We start from the raw sequence: 15,295 nt of genomic DNA on the forward strand, positions 1-15,295 counted from the left end.
CCCCTCGCTCAAGGCGAAGTACCAAGCACTGCGTGAAAGGGGCAAGGCAGCCAAGGTCGCGCTTGTGGCCTGCATGAGAGTTTTCATCGTACGACTCAATGCGATGCTAAGAACGGGTACCCCCTGGCAGGATGTGGACTTGCCTCAATGCAAGAGCGCAACACCGGCGTAAATTCGAACGCCGTACGTGTGGGAGCGGGTTTACCCGCGAAAAAGACACCGCGCTGCCTGGCACGGGCTACGCCCGTGTTCGCGGGACAAGCCCGCTCCCACAGGGATTGGGCTGGTCTTTAGATGTTGAGCAAGACAGTTGCTCCCACACGGATTGGGTTTGAACTACCGACGGAGCTTTTCATAGGCGATCCATTCCTCGCGCATTCGTCGGATTACTTGAAGTCTTTTGCACATTTGGCGGTAGCGGCGGCTGTTGTAGCAGGCGAGGGCCGAGGTGGCGAAGAGCATGCCAGTCAGCGATATCAACTTCATGCCAGGTTCGAAATATCCTCTACCGCTGGCAATAAGACATATGGCTAGCATCCCCACGATCCACCATGTCGCTCCTGTTCTACCGCGAATAACGGAGTACTGAGCACTGCCCTGCACAACGCCACACAGTCCAAGCATGGCGACAATATATTCAAGGTAGTGGGGGTGCTTAGGGAAATAGATATCGGTAAATACTCCACACGCTATCGGGACGGTCAACATCGTCAGAAGCGCGCCTAGTGCATTGATTGGGAAAAAGCGTTTGAAAAATTTTCTCCAGGGAAATGTGAGAAACACCATTCGCTGCCCTCTTTGATTTGCGTTGTTACAAGATTTTGACCATTCCGTTCAACATGATGTTTATGGGGCTTAACGAGAGGTTGTGGAGTCAGCCGATAGCCCGTGGTTGAGAGGCTCGCGATCATAAGCATTCAGCAGCGGTGGACATTTCAGATCGTTCTGCAAGGAGGTGGTCGATTGGTACAAGCGTCTACCCAGGCTAAAGCGCTGACTGTTTCTCACTATCAGCGACGGATTGCCTGCTCTATGGCTTTGATCGTTTCGGGTCTGATGCCCTTGGGGGAGGTGACTTCGATTCTCGGTGGACTTCGCGGTGGTGCTACCGGTGTCACTTGGGCCGCCTTGGCTTTGGCTGCTGCGCGGGCTCGTAATTCGGCCCCATGGAGAAAGCTCTGGTAGCCGGCCCAAGCTTTTACTACCAGTAGGATTGCCACAAGTAGGAATGTCCAGGCATTGCTTCTGCGAACTTGGCGCAGCCAATTCCGGATGCCACTGGCCTGCATCGTGATTACCTCCGAGAGTCTTTTTATCTGCTTTGGAATTGCCGGGGCCGCTTTGCGGCCCTTTCGCGACACGAGGCCGCTCCTACACGGATTGGGTTTGAGCTACCGACGGAGCTTTTCATAGGCGATCCATTCCTCGCGCATTCGCCGTATTACTTGAAGCCTTTTGCACATTTGGCGATAGCGACGGCTGTTGTAGCAGGCAAGGGCTAATGCTGCTGAGAGCATGCCTGTTAGCGAAACGAGTCTCATACCATGTTCGAAGTAACCTATTCCGCTAGCTACGAGGCACATCACCAGCATTCCCATGATCCAGCAAGTGCCCCTTGATCTACCACGGGCCACGGAATATTGAGCATTTCCCAGGACAATTGAACACACCATCATCAAAGCGAACATGTATTCAATTTGGTTGGGGTGCCTGCGAAAGCAGAGATCGGCTGTCACTCCACACGCGAATGCGATGGCGATCATCGTAAGGAGCGCACCTAAAGCTTTAATAAGAAAAAAGCGCTTTATAAACTTTCCCCATGGGATTGTGAGAAACATCATTCCATTATCCCCTCAACCAATAATATCGCCAGGTTCCGAATTTTCTCACTGCTGGCAAGGCCAATACCGTTATTGATGGATTCTCTAATAAGCTCTGTGGTCGCTTTCTGCATCTGTACGGGTGTATAGCGCTTGGGCAAAACACCAAGGCGCTGCTGGAGCTTAAGCTGCTTGCTCGTTAATGATGGATGACGAATGGAAAGTATCTCAGTCATCAAATTTTTGCGTTGCTGGCGGCTCAGGCTTCTGCTCGAAGCAAACCATCCCAGGCCAGACGCTCGCTTGCGAACTTGGAGATATTTGATCGTATTTAAAGAGGAACCGGCAATTCCAAGCAGGGCTATAGTGTCGAGAAGAGGAGAAACAATCTTGAACCATGTTTGACCGTCTAGTTCATCATTGTCTTTTGGTTGTTGCAGCTCCAGATAAACTCGAGATGCACCTATCGCACACTGGAAACCCGAAGCAACTACAGCTGCACGACCAGTTACAGTTATCACAACCCCAATGCCACCAGTGAAAACACTCACCGCACCGCCTGACACCATCAGTACCACCCCAATGATCGCCCCCGTACACGCCAACCCCGCATCCCAAATATCCGAAAACAACCGGGACTGCCGCGGATCCTTCACCTGTTGCTCAAGATACTGTTCAGCCGTAACCGGCCTAGGCAGTTCCTGCAGCAGCACCCTCTTCGGCAGCACACTGCAAACAGGCTGAAACGCCCGCAAGGTAACCGCGTTGTAATGAACATCGACATAAACCACCCCCGCCCCAACGATGGCGGGATCGCGGTCGATTGCGGCATACAGTTTGGGAAGATCGATCGAACTTTCGATCCGCTCTCGGGCGAAAGGCTTGAACGGGTTGCCACCTATTTCCGTGATGGGCGGGCGAGGCATGACGGGTCCTGAGCGGGGCGTCAGGAGAGACCGTTGGGTCAGCCGCTAGCCCGCGATTGAGGGACCCGCGAGCATAAGAAGGCGGCATTGGGGAGTATGTCAGACCGTTCCGAGATATCTGTCGGCTGAGGGCTGTCAGGGGCGTGCTGGCCCGCTCCTGCAGGTGTGCAAATCATCCATATGGGGCAGGTCAGTCTGTGCTTGATGCCGCTTCCGGCGGATGGCCCCGGAAGCGGCAGTCTTCACCCGCGTACAGCCACTACCAATTCCACTTCCAGCAAACCGCTGCTCGGCAACCCCGCCACCCCCAGCGCCGAGCGCGCATGCCGGCCGCGTTCGCCAAACACCTCGATCAGCAGGCGCGAGCCGTGGTCGAGCACCTTCGAGTACTGCTCGTACCCATCTTCGGCATAGACGAACCCACGCATGAACAGCACGCGCTCGACCTTGCCCAGGTCGCCGATAGCCTGTTCCAGCGCGCTGAGTGCGCGCAGTACGCAGGTGTTCGCGGCCAATGCGAGGGTCTGGTCGGGAGTGTCGGCACGGGCGGGGCCGGTGATGACGTCTCGCTCCAGGCGGCACACCTGGCCGCTGACATAGGCCACGTGCTGGTGCACCACGACCGGCACGTAGTCACCCTTGGGCGCGGGCGCTTCGGGCAGGCTCAGGCCCAGGCTGTGCAGCTTTTCGCGCGGGCTCATGCGACCTCCTGCGCCAGGCTCACCGGGCCGCCGAGCCAGAGCCCTTGCACCTGCGCCTGCTCATCGCGGCGAAAGCGCAGGGCAATCTGCGACGGGCGCCCCATGGCGCGGCCCTGACGCACCTGCAGAGGGCGGTCATCGGCGCTTACCAGGCCGTTTTCCAGCAGGCCGAACGCTAGGGCGGCGGCAGCGATGCCGGTGGCGGCGTCTTCGGGGTAGCCCGAGGACTTGGGGAATTGCCTGGCGTCGAACTGGCGGGCGGCGAGGTCGTGGACGGCGTAGGGGTACAGCCCGGTCGAGCCGATGCGTTCGCACAGTTGCTCGATGCGCCGGTAGTCTGGCTTGAGGCTGTCGAGCACGGCGACGCTCTTGAGCGGGACCAGCGTTTTCACGCGGCTGGTGGCGGCGTTCTGGATCGGTAGCGGGGCGAGTTCGTTGGCGCTGATGCCGAGCACGGAGAGGATCTCGGCTTCGATGTCCGGCGCTGTCAGCGGCTCGACCTGGCCCTTGGGCTGGGTGATCTCGACCTGGATGGCGCCGTCGGGCGTGTGGCTGACCTGGGCCTGCACGCGACCGCTCAGGGTCCACAGTTCGAGCTGTCGTTTGCTCAGCAAGCCCAGGTGTTCCAGCAGCCAGATGGCGCCGACGGTGGCGTGGCCGCACATTTCCATTTCGTGGTTGGGCACCCAGAAGCGCAGGGCGTAATCGTAGTCCGAACCTGGCGGCGGGCTGCAGACAAAGCCGCACTCGTGGCCGTAGGCGCGGGCCACGGCCTGCATGTCGGCGTCGCTCATGCCGTCGGCGCGGGCGACGGTGGGGGCGGGGTTGCCGCCGTTGCTGGCGGCGGGGAACACGTTGATCAGGTGGACTTCGGGGGTCATTGTTGCGCTCCTCGCGCCTGTGACAGTTCGGGGGCTACCGCCTCGACGATCGCGTTGGTGAAGACCGACTGCGGGTCGACGCTGACCGGCTCGGCTTCGACGGCATTCATGAAGTGGATGTTCTTGTCGATGCCGGCGCGTTCCACTGCGGGTGTGGCGGGATAGGAGGGCAGCGAGGCGGCCCAGGCGGCATCGAAGATCGTCGCGCTGGTGTGGGCGAAGTATGGGCGCACGGCTTCGCGGGCCTGGTCCGGGGCGTTGGCGATCAGTTGCTCGGCGCGCCACAGGGCCCGAACCATTTTGCGGGCGGTGTCGGCGTTGCCACTGAGCCAGTCTTCACGGGCGATCATAGCGGTGAACAGGAAGCCGTCCAACGGCGGGTATTCGCCTTTGGCCAGGTCCATCAGCACGAACCCGCCCTGTTGCGCCGCCGTGGTGACAGTCGGTGGCGACAGCGAGAAGCCGTTGATACTGCCCTGAGAGAACGCCGCGAGCATGTTCGGTGCTCCGCCGACCGGCATCAGGGTCATGTCCTGGTCGGGACGCAGGCCGGCATCCTTGGCGAGGTAGCGCACCAGCATGTCGGTGGTGCTGCCGGGGCCGGTCACGCCGATCTTCAGGCCCTTGAGCGCCCGGGCACGGTCGGCGACCGGCGAGGCCGCCGTCACTCCGGCGGCGTTGGCGCTGGCCTGGTCGATCACCACCGTGGTGCCGAACTGGGTCTGCACCGAGGCGAAGGCCTGGACCTTCTGGCCTTTGCTGCGGGCGCGGATGGCCACTGCCGGCAGGCCGACATAGATGTCGGCATCGCGCCCGAGCACGGCGGTGAGCGCTGCCGAGCCGCCTTTCTGGAAGACGATGGTTTCCACGTCCAGGTCTTCGTCGGCGAAATAGCCCGAGCGCTGCGCGACGTAGATCGGCACATACAGGAAGCCTTCGCTGGGGAAGGCCAGGCGCACCTTGGTGGTTTCGGCCGCACTGGTAGCCAGGACGCACAGCGCGGTGCCTGCGAGCAGCGCGGTCTTGAGCAGTCGTTTGAACATGAGGGTTCTCCGATAAGGTGGGCAGGCTCAGACCGCGACTTCGCGGTCGGCGTCGTTGGCTTTCCAGGGCATCAAGCGGCGCTCGGCCAGCTTGACCAGGGTGTTGAGGATCAATGCCAGGGCGACGATGCCCACCAGCGCTGCGAATACTCCGGCGGTGTCGAACTGCGAGGCGGCGTCCGAGAGCAGGTAACCGAGGCCGCGGTTGGCGGCGATGATTTCACCCACCAGCGCGCCGATCAGCGCGTAGGGCACCGACAGGCGCAGGCCGGTGAACACCCAGGTGAACGCCGAGGGGATCACCACCATGCTCAGCAGGTCGCGCTCGCCGGCGCCCATCAGGCGCAGGATGGTCAACTGCTCGCGTGAGACGTTGCGCACGCCGCTGTAGGTGTTGAGGAACACCAGGAAGAACACCACCGCAGCGGTGAGGATGACTTTCATCGGCAGGCCGATGCCGAACCACAGGATGAACAGCGGCGCCAGGGCAACTTTCGGCAGGCTGTAGAAGGCGGTCAGGAACGGGTCGAGGATATCGGCCAGCAGTTTTGCCCGGCCCAGTGCCAGCCCGGCCAGCAGCCCGGCGAGGGCGCCGAAGAAGAACCCCAGCAGTGCTTCGAGGGTGGTGATGCCGGCATGGTAGAAGAACACCCCGTTGAGCAGGATCTTCCACAGGCTGGCGGCCACGGCGCTTGGCCGGCTGATGAAGAACTCGACGCCCAGCGCGCGGGAGATGCCTTCCCACAACACCAGCAATGCGATCAGAAACAGCAAGCGATAGACCTGAATCATGGGGCCTCCAGGGCGTGGGTCAGCGAGGAAGGATCGGCAGCGCCGGCGATCTCGGGGGCAAGGCGTTGCCAGAGGTCGGCGCACAGTTCGACGTAGTGCGGGTCGCTGCGCAGGTGCACGAGGTTGCGCGGCTGCGCCAGTGGCACGTCGATGACGTGGTCGATGGTGCCGGGGCGCCCGGCGAACACCACGCAGCGGTCGGCGAGGGCGATGGCTTCATCGACGTCATGGGTGACGAACAGCACGGTCTTGTTCAGTTGCTTGCACAGGCGCAGCAGTTCGGTCTGCAACGACAGGCGCATCTGCGCATCGAGCGCGCCGAACGGCTCGTCCATCAGCAGGGTTTCCGGGTCGCTGGCCAGCAGGCGGGCCATCGCCGCACGCTTGCGCATGCCGCCGGAGAGCTGGTTGGGGTAGCTGGCGCCAAAGCCGCTCAGGCCTACCAGTGCCAGCAGTTCCTCGACGCGTCGTTCGATGTCGCGCTTGGGCTGGCGACGAATCTGCAGCGGCACGGCAATGTTGCCGGCGACGCTGCGCCATGGCAGCAGGTGGTCGGCCTGGGTCATGTAGCCGACGCGGGTGTTCACGCCTTTGACTTCGGCGCCGTCGTAGTGCACGCGCCCCTCGCTGGGACCGAACAGGCCGGCGGTCATGTTCAGCAAGGTGGATTTGCCGCACCCGGATGGGCCGACCAAGGTGATGATTTCGCCGCGCTGGATGTCCAGCGACACGCTGTGCACCGCCACGAATTCGCGTCCGTTCACTTTGAAGCGCTTCTGCACTCCGGCAAAGCTGATGAAGGGTTCTCGCCTCACGGCCCCGTCCTCTTGTTGTTGTGTACGGGAGGCAGGATGCAGGGCAATGGAAATCGCGGCGCACGCGATCAGGCCCGATCATGCGCGTGATCGGGCCATCGGTTTCAGGGCGTCAGTGCTGGGCCTGGCGGCGAAATTCGTCTGGCGCGCAGCCGTGCGCACGGCGGAACAGGTGCGCCAGGTGCGAGGGCGATTCGAGCCCGACGCTGTTGGCGATCTCCAGTACCGAAAGGCGCGTGTGCAGCAGCAGGTTGCCCGCTCGCTCCAGGCGTAGCTGTTGCAGGTAGGCCAGCACTGACAGTCCGGTGTGCTGGGCGAACAGGCGGGTCAGGTGGCGGCGGGAAATGTGGAAGGCGGCGGCGAGTTCGTCGAGGCTGTTGGCCTGGTCGAGGTTGCCGTTCAGGTAGCGCTGCACATCACGCACCAGCGCCGCGCCGTGGCGCTCGGTGGAGGAGCGTTGCAGGCTGGGTTGGCTCAGCGAGATCGCCAGGCATTCGAGCAGCAGCAGGTGGTCGGTCTGGGTGATCTGCCGGCGGCGGTCGATGTAGGGATCGGGCTGGCTGAAGGCTTTTTTCGTCAGCAGCAGGTGATGCAGCGGCGCCGAGGCGTGCCAGATGCCAAGCGTGGGCAGGCGCAGCAGGCGATTGGCGTCGCCTGAGAGATCGCGCAGGGCGAAGTTCATGTAGTCCGGGTCGACATAGAACGCCACATGGCCCTGGCTTGCCGTCAGCGACGACGACGAGTGGCTCCACTGCGGCGGCACCAGCACGAACTGGCGATCGACCACCGAGGTGGTGCGGCCAGTCTGTTCGTCCTTGAAGCGCAGCAGCCCATGCTCGGGCACCATGAGCATGAACTCGTCATGCTCGTGCGCCCCGGTTTCGTAGGCCCCGTTGGAATTGAAGACGCTGTAGATCTCGCGCATCGGCTACACCGAGGGACGTCAGGCTGAAGGCAGGATAGTAATCCTGCCGGCGGTATTGGCGAAAGCCGTCGGTCCGGAGGCTACCGCACGACTTGGGCCAGGTTGCCGATGAACTGCCGCAACCATTCATGATGCGATTTGTTGTGCCGGGCAATGTCCCAGACCATGAAGCAGCGGAACGACGGCACCGGGAAGGGCACCGGGCTCACGGTCAGGTCGGTCATGGCGGCATAGCTCTCGGCGGCGAAGCTGGGGATCGTGGCGATCACTTCGCTGTTCATCAAAGTGCTCAGTGCACCGCTGAAATGGGTGAACGAGGCGGTGACATGCCGCGCATAGCCTGCCGCCTCGAACATGTCGTCGATGAAGCCGCGGCGGCCATCGTAGGAAATTCGCACATGATTGGCGGCGAAATAGTCTTCCAGTGCGATGGGTTCGTTTGCCGCGCCATTGCGTGGGCGGTAGAGGCAGGCGTAGGACGAGGAAAACAGCACCTGTGAGGAAAAGCTGGTGTTGAAGTCCTTGGGTTCGGCGCAGATCACCAGATCCATGTCGGGATCTTGCAGCGACTGTTTCCACAGCGAGCTGTTGCTCTGGTGGAAGGCGAAGGTCACGCCCAGGCCTTCGGCTGCTGCTGCGTTGACGATACGCGGCGCAAGGCAGGCCTCGATATCGTCAGACAGGCCGATATTGAAGACATAGCTGGAATCATGCGGCGAAAAGTCGGGTTCTGCACCTAAAAGTCCGGATATGGAAGTAAGCGCCTCGGTGATCTTCGGCGCCAGTTCCATGGCCTTGCGCGTGGGCTGCATGCCCGAGGCGGTGCGGATGAACAGCTCGTCGCCAAAGTGCTCGCGCAGGCGGCGCAGGGCCGAGCTCACCGCGCCCTGGGTCACGTGCAGCATGGCCGAGGCGCGGGTGGCGCTGCGTTCGGTCATCAGGCAGTGAAAGGTCAGCAGCAGGTTCAGGTCGATCCGAGAAATATTACGTACGTTAATCCGGCTCATATTTCCTAATCGTTTGCCCCGTGGTCGGTGGTGTTTCTAGTCTGGTGCCCACAACAGATAACAACACATAGGTGGATCCGGTGAGCACGATTTCGCATAGCGTGGTTGAAAGCAATACCCATACCAGGGGTGGGCAGGTGGATATCCGCAAGCGCGCCATCGCGGTGGGGATCGGCAACTTCATGGAGTGGTTCGACTTCGCGGTGTACGGCTATTTCGCGGCGGTGATCGGGATGCTGTTCTTCCCGTCCAGCGCGCCTGGCGTGTCGCTGCTGTCGTCGCTGGCGGTATTCGCGGTGGGCTTTCTCTCGCGGCCTTTTGGGGCGCTGATCCTGGGGCCGATCGGTGACCGTTTCGGCCGGCGGGCGGTGCTGATCATCACAGTGTTCGGCATGGGCGTGTGTACCACGATCATCGGGTTGTTACCCACCTACGAGGCGATTGGTATCGCCGCGCCCGTGCTGTTGATCGCCATGCGCTTCGTGCAGGGGATGATGGTCGGCGGCGAGTGGTCGAGCGCAGGCATCTACATCGTCGAGAGCGCGCCGGCGAATCGCCGCGCCACGGCGGCCAGTGTGATCACCGGGACTGCCGGGCTGGCGTTCCTGTTCGGCACCTTCGTCGCCGCGACCATCACCACCACGCTCAGCGACGCGCAACTGACGGCCTGGGGCTGGCGCCTGCCGTTCGTGGCCTCGATCGTCATGACCGGCATCGCCATCTTCATCCGCCGCAAGCTGGGCGATACCCCGGTGTACGAAGAGATGGTGCGCCAGCGCGATTCGGCGCAGGCCCCGAGCAAGGCCGTGCGGCGCCGGGCGTTCATCACCACCTTTGCCTTTTCGGCATTGTTCGGGGTGTCGCTGTATTACTTCGTCACCTACGCCAACAACCACCTGGTCACCACCGTGGGGCTGCCGCGCAGCACGGCGCTGTGGCTGTGCAGCATCGCGCTGGTGGTGTACGTGATCGTCAACCCGCTGATTGGTCGGCTCAGTGACCGCATCGGTCGACGCAAGCTGTTGCTGGGCGCCGCGGCGGCGCTGACGGTGCTGGCGTTTCCGATTTTCCTGTTGATCAACAGCGGCAACAGCGCGGCGATCCTGCTCGGCTTGATCATCCTGGGTGTGCTGGTGGCGGTCACTGCGGTGATGGACGTGGTGCTGCTGGTGGAAGTCTTCCCGGCTTCGATCCGGTCCACTGGCGCGGCGCTGGGCCACAACCTGGCGCTGGCGATCCTGGCAGGCCCGGGGCCGTTCATCGCCGCGGCGCTGATCCGCATGACCGGCGACGCCAACCTGCCCGCTGCCTACCTCGCCGGGGTCTCGCTGCTGTGCCTGCTGGTGCTGTGCAAGACCTTGCCGGAAACCCGTGACAACGACATCAGCCGTTTCTAACCAGAGACAGGAGTCATCATGACCCGTGTAGCAATCATCCAGGCCGCTTCCGTTCCTTATGACGCGATGGCCAGTGTCGAGAAGGCCGCCGGCATCCTGCGGCGGGTGGCGGAGCAGGGCGCACAACTTGCGGTGTTCCCCGAGGCGTTCATTGGCGGTTATCCCAAGGGCGCGGCGTTCGGCAGCGTGGTGGGCAATCGCAGTGCTGCCGGGCGCGCGCTGTACCAGCGCTACGTCGAGGGTGCGGTGGCCCTGGACGGCCCGGAGCTTGCGGCGTTTGCCGAAAGCGTCGAGCAGACCGGCGTGACTGCCGTGGTCGGCATCATCGAGCAATACGGCCGTACCCTGTACTGCACTGCTGTCACCTTTGTGCCGGGCCGTGGCATCGCCGGTTATCACCGCAAGCTCATGCCGACCGGGCAGGAGCGCCTGATCTGGGGCTTCGGCGATGGCTCGACCATTGAGCCGGTGCAGACCGACTTCGGTGTGCTCGGCAGCGTGATCTGCTGGGAGAACTACATGCCGGCGCTGCGCCAGGCCATGTATGCACAAGGGGTGCAACTGTACTGCGCACCGACTGCCGACGATCGACCGTCGTGGGCCAGTTCCATGGTGCATGTGGCGCTGGAGGGCCGAGTGTTCGTGCTCTCTGCCTGCCAGGCGATTCGCCTGGGCGAGTATCCGCAGCAGCACCGCGAGGCGTTCGGGCTGGACTTCGCCGACGACGACTACGTGATGCGCGGAGGGAGCATGATCGTCAGCCCGCTGGGTGAAGTACTGGCGGGGCCGGTGTTCGATTGCGAGACCGAACTCTACGCCGATCTGGACATGAGCCAGTTGAGCCAGGGCAACCTCGACTTCGATGTGGTGGGCCATTATGCGCGGCCGGATGTGTTCGAGCTGAAGGTCAATACCGCGCCGTTGCGGGCGGTGAGCTTCGACGGTTGAGATCGTTGGGGCCGCTTTGCGGCCCAATCGCGGGACAAGCCCGCTCCCACAGATACGTGCGCTGACACTGGATTCAGCGCACGTATCTGTGTGGGCTTGTCCCGCGATTGGCCGCGATTGTATCGCCCTGTATCTCATCCCTGATCCTGCGTACTTGCATACAAATCCCTCCCTCCCCGGATACGCCCCCGATACACGCTGCCGTTCAAATGGCTCCACCCGAACGAACGGGGCCAGGCGGCCCGGTTCATCGGCTCTCGCCCTAGGGGCAATGAACCCAGCGGTACGACCGCACTGACATCCGGAGAAATGCCATGTCCCATACCCCGATTTCCAGCAAGGCTCGCATCGGCCTGTTCGCCATCGCCCTGGCAGGCGGTATCAACGTCACCAGTTCCGCTTTCGCTGTTGAAGCACTGCCGCAGGGCTATCAGCTTGCGGCCAACGAGAAGGCCCCGGAAGGCAAGTGTGGCGAAGGCAAGTGCGGTGCCCAGGGCAAGGCCACGAAGGCCGAAGGCAAGTGTGGTGAGGGCAAGTGCGGTGGCCAGGCGAAAGCCACTGGTGCCGAGGGCAAGTGTGGTGAAGGCAAGTGCGGCGATGCCTCCTTCGCCCGCACCGACACCGACCACGATGGCCGCGTTTCGCGTGCCGAGCTGCTGGCCGTGGCGCCGAAGGCCAACGCCGAATTCGATGCGATCGATGCCAACCACGATGGTTACCTGTCCGAGGCGGAGGTGTATCAGTTCCGCAAGCATCAGTTCGACGCCAACGGCAAGCCGTTCCCATCCGACCTTTACAGCCGCCTGAGCCAGGCCAAGCAGTAACGGCCATTCGCGCCCTTCCCGCACCCTTGGTCGGGGAGGGCCGTGCGCAACGTCCTGATCGCCCAGAAGGAGATGCACCGTGATTACCCCTCTGACAACCACGCTCTACACCGCCCGTACTCACACCAGCGGCGGCCGCGACGGTCGCGGCCGCTCCAGTGATGGTGCGCTGGACCTGCCGCTGAGTCCGCCCGGCTCCGGACGTCCAGGCACCAACCCCGAGCAATTGTTTGCCATCGGCTGGTCGGCCTGCTTCATCGGCGCATTGCGTCGTGCGGGGCAGAAGTTCGACATCCGCCTGCCCGAGGGCGTGGCGGTAGAGGCTGATGTGGCGCTGGGCAATACCGCCGATGGCGGCTTTGCACTGGCCGCTCAGTTGACGGTGCACTTGCCCGGGCTTGCCCAGGAGGACAAGCAGAAGATGGTGGCTGAGGCGCACCAGATCTGCCCGTACTCCAAGGCGACGCGGGGCAATATCGAAGTGGGTTTCGTGATTGTGTGAGGTGGGCGGCACCCGTCAGGTTCGTACCACTGCCGGCACCACCCGCACGTAGATCAATTCGCTCACCAGCTCTACCAGTGTCTGGGTAATCACCGCCGCTGCCGCCAGCACCCGCAAGTCTTCCGGCAAGGCCAGCGCCAGCGGCAGTACCACCAGCGAATTGCGGGTCGCGGCGCTGAACGTCACCGCTCGTGCTTCGCGCGCCTGCAGTCGGAACAGCCGCGCCGAGAGCAGCCCCAGCAGCGGTGCCAGCAGCGCGAACCCGACGTACACCGGAATTATCGGCAACAAACGCTGGAAGTCGCCCAGCACCACGGCGATCTGCGAGCCGATCACGGCAATCAGCACCAGGGCCATGGCCGGTACCGGCATCCACGCCCAGGCGTCGTTCCAGCGGGCGATGGCCTGCGAGCGGCGTGCGCCGGCGCTGGTGAGTACGGCCAGCAGCATCGGCAGGGCAATCAGCAGCACGAAGGCTTCCACGAACGGCTCGATGGACAGTGCCACCGGGTTGTGCGCACCGAGCATCAGGGCCAGGTACAGCGGCAGCAGCGCCAGTTGCACCAGCAACAGCACTGGCGTGGCGGCGAGGATCAGGCGCGAGTCGCCTTTGCCGATATGGGTAAACACCACCACATAGTCGATGCAGGGCGTGAGCAGCACCAGCAGTGCACCGATCAGGATCGCCGGATGCTCGACCAGGCCGCGCGTGGCCGCCCACACCAGCATCGGTACCAGCACGAAGTTGGCAAGCAACAGCGCGCCCATGAAGCGGCGGTTGCCCAGGCCCTGACGCAGGTCGAGAAAGGGGATCTGCAGGAACATCGCGTACATCAGCACGGCAATCGCCGGGGTCACCAGCGCTTGCAGGTGGCTGGCGGTGTCGGGGGCGAGCAGGCCTGCGGCGATGGCCAGGACCACGGCAGCGAAGTAGAGGGGGATCTGCTGGGTTTCAAGTTGCTCTCGGGTCACGCGGCGGTCCTGTGGGCGAGTATGGGGCGATGGCCGCTCAGGATAGAGGCTGTCGGGCCCCCTGTGCCAGGGCTTGCCGGGTCGCGCCTACAGGTCCGCGATCTCGGGTTGTGGGCGCTTGGCACGCGCTGCGGGTTGCACTGGGGTGGGCTCGGCGAACCAGCGCGGCCAGGAGCTTTGCTGGCGCCCACTGACCTCGACGCAGGGGATCAGCTTTTCGCTGAGCACGTGCGTCTGCCCGACCGACACCGCCGTGCGGTATTTGCGGCTGTGGATGCATTCACGGTCGCCGAACTCGCAGCGGTTCAGTTGCGTGCCGCCGCAGGGCCCGTTGGCCAGGCCCTTGGGGCAGGTTTCCGGGCAGATGTACAAGGTGTCTTCGAGCCGGCATTGCCCGCAGGTGTCGCAACCGACCAGCGGCCGCGTGAGGCTGCGCTCCACGCCGTGCAGCACCCGCGCCGCTGCCGGTGTCGACCACAGCGCGCGGCGCACGCTCCAGCCGAATGCCTGGCTCAACAGCGTTTCGCGGCTGAACAACTGGTGGTGCATGGCCGACAGCAAGTGGTAGCGAGCCTTTTCCGTAAACGACGCCTGGACCTGGCGCTGGCCCTGCTGCCAGTGATACCCGGGCGGGTGGAAAGTGACCGGTGCCACGCCGGGCATCTGCCAGGCGGCGTCCCATGCGCTGCGCCACTGCTCGAGGCTGTTGATGCGTGGCAGCCAGTCTTCCAGGGCTTGTTCCAGTTCGAGAAACTGTTCGAGTTCGTGCACCCCAGAGAGGTTGATCCCGGCGTAACCCAGCAGGCGCAGGCCGATGATCTGCAGGGCCAGGCGCTCGGTGGCACGCTGCCGGGCGTGGGGCTTGGACACCGCTGCCTCGGCGGCGAGCAGCGCGCGCATCGCGGGGCTTACGGTGACACCCGCTACATGCTCGAGCATGCCGGCGCGGCCATCGGTCAGGCCCATGATGCAGGCGAGCATGGGCCGAGGCGTGGGCTGGCGCTGCATCCAGTGCATGGCCTCGCGGTATTTCTGGAAGTCGAAGCCCAGTTGCAGGATGAAGAAGTCGACACCGGCGGCGAGCTTCTTTTCGGCCTTGAAGTACTGCGCGCCGCCTTCTTCCTCGCGGTATTTGAACGGGTTCAGTGCTGCACCGAGCAGCCAGTCGGGGCGCGCCTGGCGCACGATCTGCAGGGCTGCGACGGATTCGAGGTAACGCACCGGACGCTGGCCCGGCGTGTGGCCGGGCAGGCGGTCGCCGGTCAGCAACAGGAGCTGGTCCAGGCCAGCGGCGTCCATGCGCGGCAACTGGGCGAGCAGGTCCTGGCGCTCGCGGTCCTTGCCGGAGAAATGCAGCAGGGTCGGGACCGGTGTATCGAAGCTGCGGCAGGCGTCGAGCGGCGACATGTCGAGCGCACTGCCGACCCGGTCGGCGATGGACACCGCCAGTGGCCAACCACACAACTGCGCACGCGCCATGATGCTCTCCAGCGCCGCGAAGCGCTGGGCAGTAGGCTTGGGGACGAACTCCATGATGCAGACGAAGGATTGGTCGTTCAGGGCTTGTCTGAGCAGGCTCATGGTGGGTACCGGGTGCGGGCAGGATGACAGTGTGGCTGGATGGGGGCGCAGTGGGTTGTCTGCAAGCGTACGGCATTGATCTGAAACAGACACGCTGCGCGGTTTACATCTGGATACAAGCCGGGCTTTGTCATCGAGCTGGTGGGCTGCTTGGATGCTGC

15 protein-coding genes and 1 pseudogene are annotated in these 15,295 nt (G+C 63.2%); 5 read left to right on the forward strand and 11 right to left on the reverse strand.

The window, feature by feature from the left end; all coding sequences use genetic code 11:
• Positions 1 to 172: pseudogene (locus VA602_RS05030) on the forward strand (IS110 family transposase); the annotation flags it as partial.
• Positions 173 to 336: 164 nt separating this feature from the next.
• On the opposite strand, the gene VA602_RS05035 reads toward VA602_RS05030, so the two are convergent.
• From VA602_RS05035 to VA602_RS05075, 9 genes are all read right to left on the reverse strand, one after another.
• Complete coding sequence (locus VA602_RS05035) at positions 337 to 786, reverse strand: hypothetical protein (RefSeq protein ID WP_323452653.1); 450 nt, start codon at positions 784 to 786, stop codon at positions 337 to 339.
• 1,051 nt (positions 787 to 1,837) lie between these two features.
• Positions 1,838 to 2,746 (reverse strand): NAD synthetase, encoded by a 909-nt coding sequence (locus VA602_RS05040; RefSeq protein ID WP_323452654.1) that lies wholly within the window; start codon positions 2,744 to 2,746, stop codon positions 1,838 to 1,840.
• A gap of 242 nt (positions 2,747 to 2,988) precedes the next feature.
• Positions 2,989 to 3,447 (reverse strand): RidA family protein, encoded by a 459-nt coding sequence (locus tag VA602_RS05045; RefSeq protein WP_323452655.1) that lies wholly within the window; start codon positions 3,445 to 3,447, stop codon positions 2,989 to 2,991.
• Positions 3,444 to 4,328: a PhzF family phenazine biosynthesis protein gene (locus VA602_RS05050; RefSeq protein WP_323452656.1), complete on the reverse strand. Its 885-nt coding sequence runs from the start codon at positions 4,326 to 4,328 to the stop codon at positions 3,444 to 3,446. The genes VA602_RS05045 and VA602_RS05050 overlap by 4 nt, the downstream gene beginning before the upstream one ends.
• On the reverse strand, positions 4,325 to 5,371 hold the full coding sequence (locus VA602_RS05055) for an ABC transporter substrate-binding protein (RefSeq protein ID WP_323452657.1): 1,047 nt from the start codon (positions 5,369 to 5,371) through the stop codon (positions 4,325 to 4,327). Before VA602_RS05055 ends, VA602_RS05050 begins: the two co-directional genes overlap by 4 nt.
• 27 nt (positions 5,372 to 5,398) lie before the next feature.
• A complete protein-coding gene (locus VA602_RS05060; RefSeq protein WP_054893546.1) occupies positions 5,399 to 6,163 on the reverse strand; it encodes an ABC transporter permease in 765 nt (254 codons plus the stop codon).
• Positions 6,160 to 6,978 (reverse strand): ABC transporter ATP-binding protein, encoded by an 819-nt coding sequence (locus VA602_RS05065; RefSeq protein WP_323452658.1) that lies wholly within the window; start codon positions 6,976 to 6,978, stop codon positions 6,160 to 6,162. Before VA602_RS05065 ends, VA602_RS05060 begins: the two co-directional genes overlap by 4 nt.
• Positions 6,979 to 7,090: 112 nt before the next feature.
• Positions 7,091 to 7,903, reverse strand: a complete 813-nt coding sequence (locus VA602_RS05070) for an AraC family transcriptional regulator (RefSeq protein ID WP_323452659.1) — start codon at positions 7,901 to 7,903, stop codon at positions 7,091 to 7,093.
• An 80-nt stretch (positions 7,904 to 7,983) separates the two neighbouring features.
• Positions 7,984 to 8,910 carry a LysR family transcriptional regulator gene (locus tag VA602_RS05075; RefSeq protein ID WP_323452660.1) on the reverse strand — a complete coding sequence of 309 codons (927 nt, stop codon included), beginning with the start codon at positions 8,908 to 8,910 and terminating at the stop codon, positions 7,984 to 7,986.
• An 80-nt stretch (positions 8,911 to 8,990) separates the two neighbouring features.
• On the opposite strand from VA602_RS05075, the gene VA602_RS05080 reads away from it, so the two are divergent.
• The 4 genes from VA602_RS05080 (at position 8,991) to VA602_RS05095 (ending at position 12,581) form a co-directional block, all read left to right on the forward strand.
• Positions 8,991 to 10,307 carry an MFS transporter gene (locus VA602_RS05080; RefSeq protein ID WP_323452661.1) on the forward strand — a complete coding sequence of 439 codons (1,317 nt, stop codon included), beginning with the start codon at positions 8,991 to 8,993 and terminating at the stop codon, positions 10,305 to 10,307.
• An 18-nt stretch (positions 10,308 to 10,325) separates the two neighbouring features.
• Positions 10,326 to 11,255 (forward strand): carbon-nitrogen hydrolase family protein, encoded by a 930-nt coding sequence (locus VA602_RS05085; RefSeq protein WP_323452662.1) that lies wholly within the window; start codon positions 10,326 to 10,328, stop codon positions 11,253 to 11,255.
• A gap of 314 nt (positions 11,256 to 11,569) precedes the next feature.
• Positions 11,570 to 12,079 (forward strand): HvfA family oxazolone/thioamide-modified RiPP metallophore, encoded by a 510-nt coding sequence (locus VA602_RS05090; RefSeq protein WP_323452663.1) that lies wholly within the window; start codon positions 11,570 to 11,572, stop codon positions 12,077 to 12,079.
• Positions 12,080 to 12,161: 82 nt separating this feature from the next.
• Positions 12,162 to 12,581, forward strand: a complete 420-nt coding sequence (locus VA602_RS05095) for an organic hydroperoxide resistance protein (protein WP_063546643.1) — start codon at positions 12,162 to 12,164, stop codon at positions 12,579 to 12,581.
• Between the two features lie 15 nt (positions 12,582 to 12,596).
• On the opposite strand, the gene VA602_RS05100 is transcribed toward VA602_RS05095, so the two are convergent.
• Both VA602_RS05100 and VA602_RS05105 read right to left on the reverse strand, forming a co-directional pair.
• On the reverse strand, positions 12,597 to 13,553 hold the full coding sequence (locus VA602_RS05100; RefSeq protein ID WP_323452664.1) for an arsenic resistance protein: 957 nt from the start codon (positions 13,551 to 13,553) through the stop codon (positions 12,597 to 12,599).
• Between the two features lie 87 nt (positions 13,554 to 13,640).
• Positions 13,641 to 15,134, reverse strand: a complete 1,494-nt coding sequence (locus VA602_RS05105) for a methylenetetrahydrofolate reductase C-terminal domain-containing protein (RefSeq protein WP_323452665.1) — start codon at positions 15,132 to 15,134, stop codon at positions 13,641 to 13,643.
• Positions 15,135 to 15,295: the final 161 nt, after the last annotated feature.

Source organism: Pseudomonas machongensis, from assembly GCF_034961125.1.
Taxonomy (GTDB): domain Bacteria; phylum Pseudomonadota; class Gammaproteobacteria; order Pseudomonadales; family Pseudomonadaceae; genus Aquipseudomonas; species Aquipseudomonas machongensis.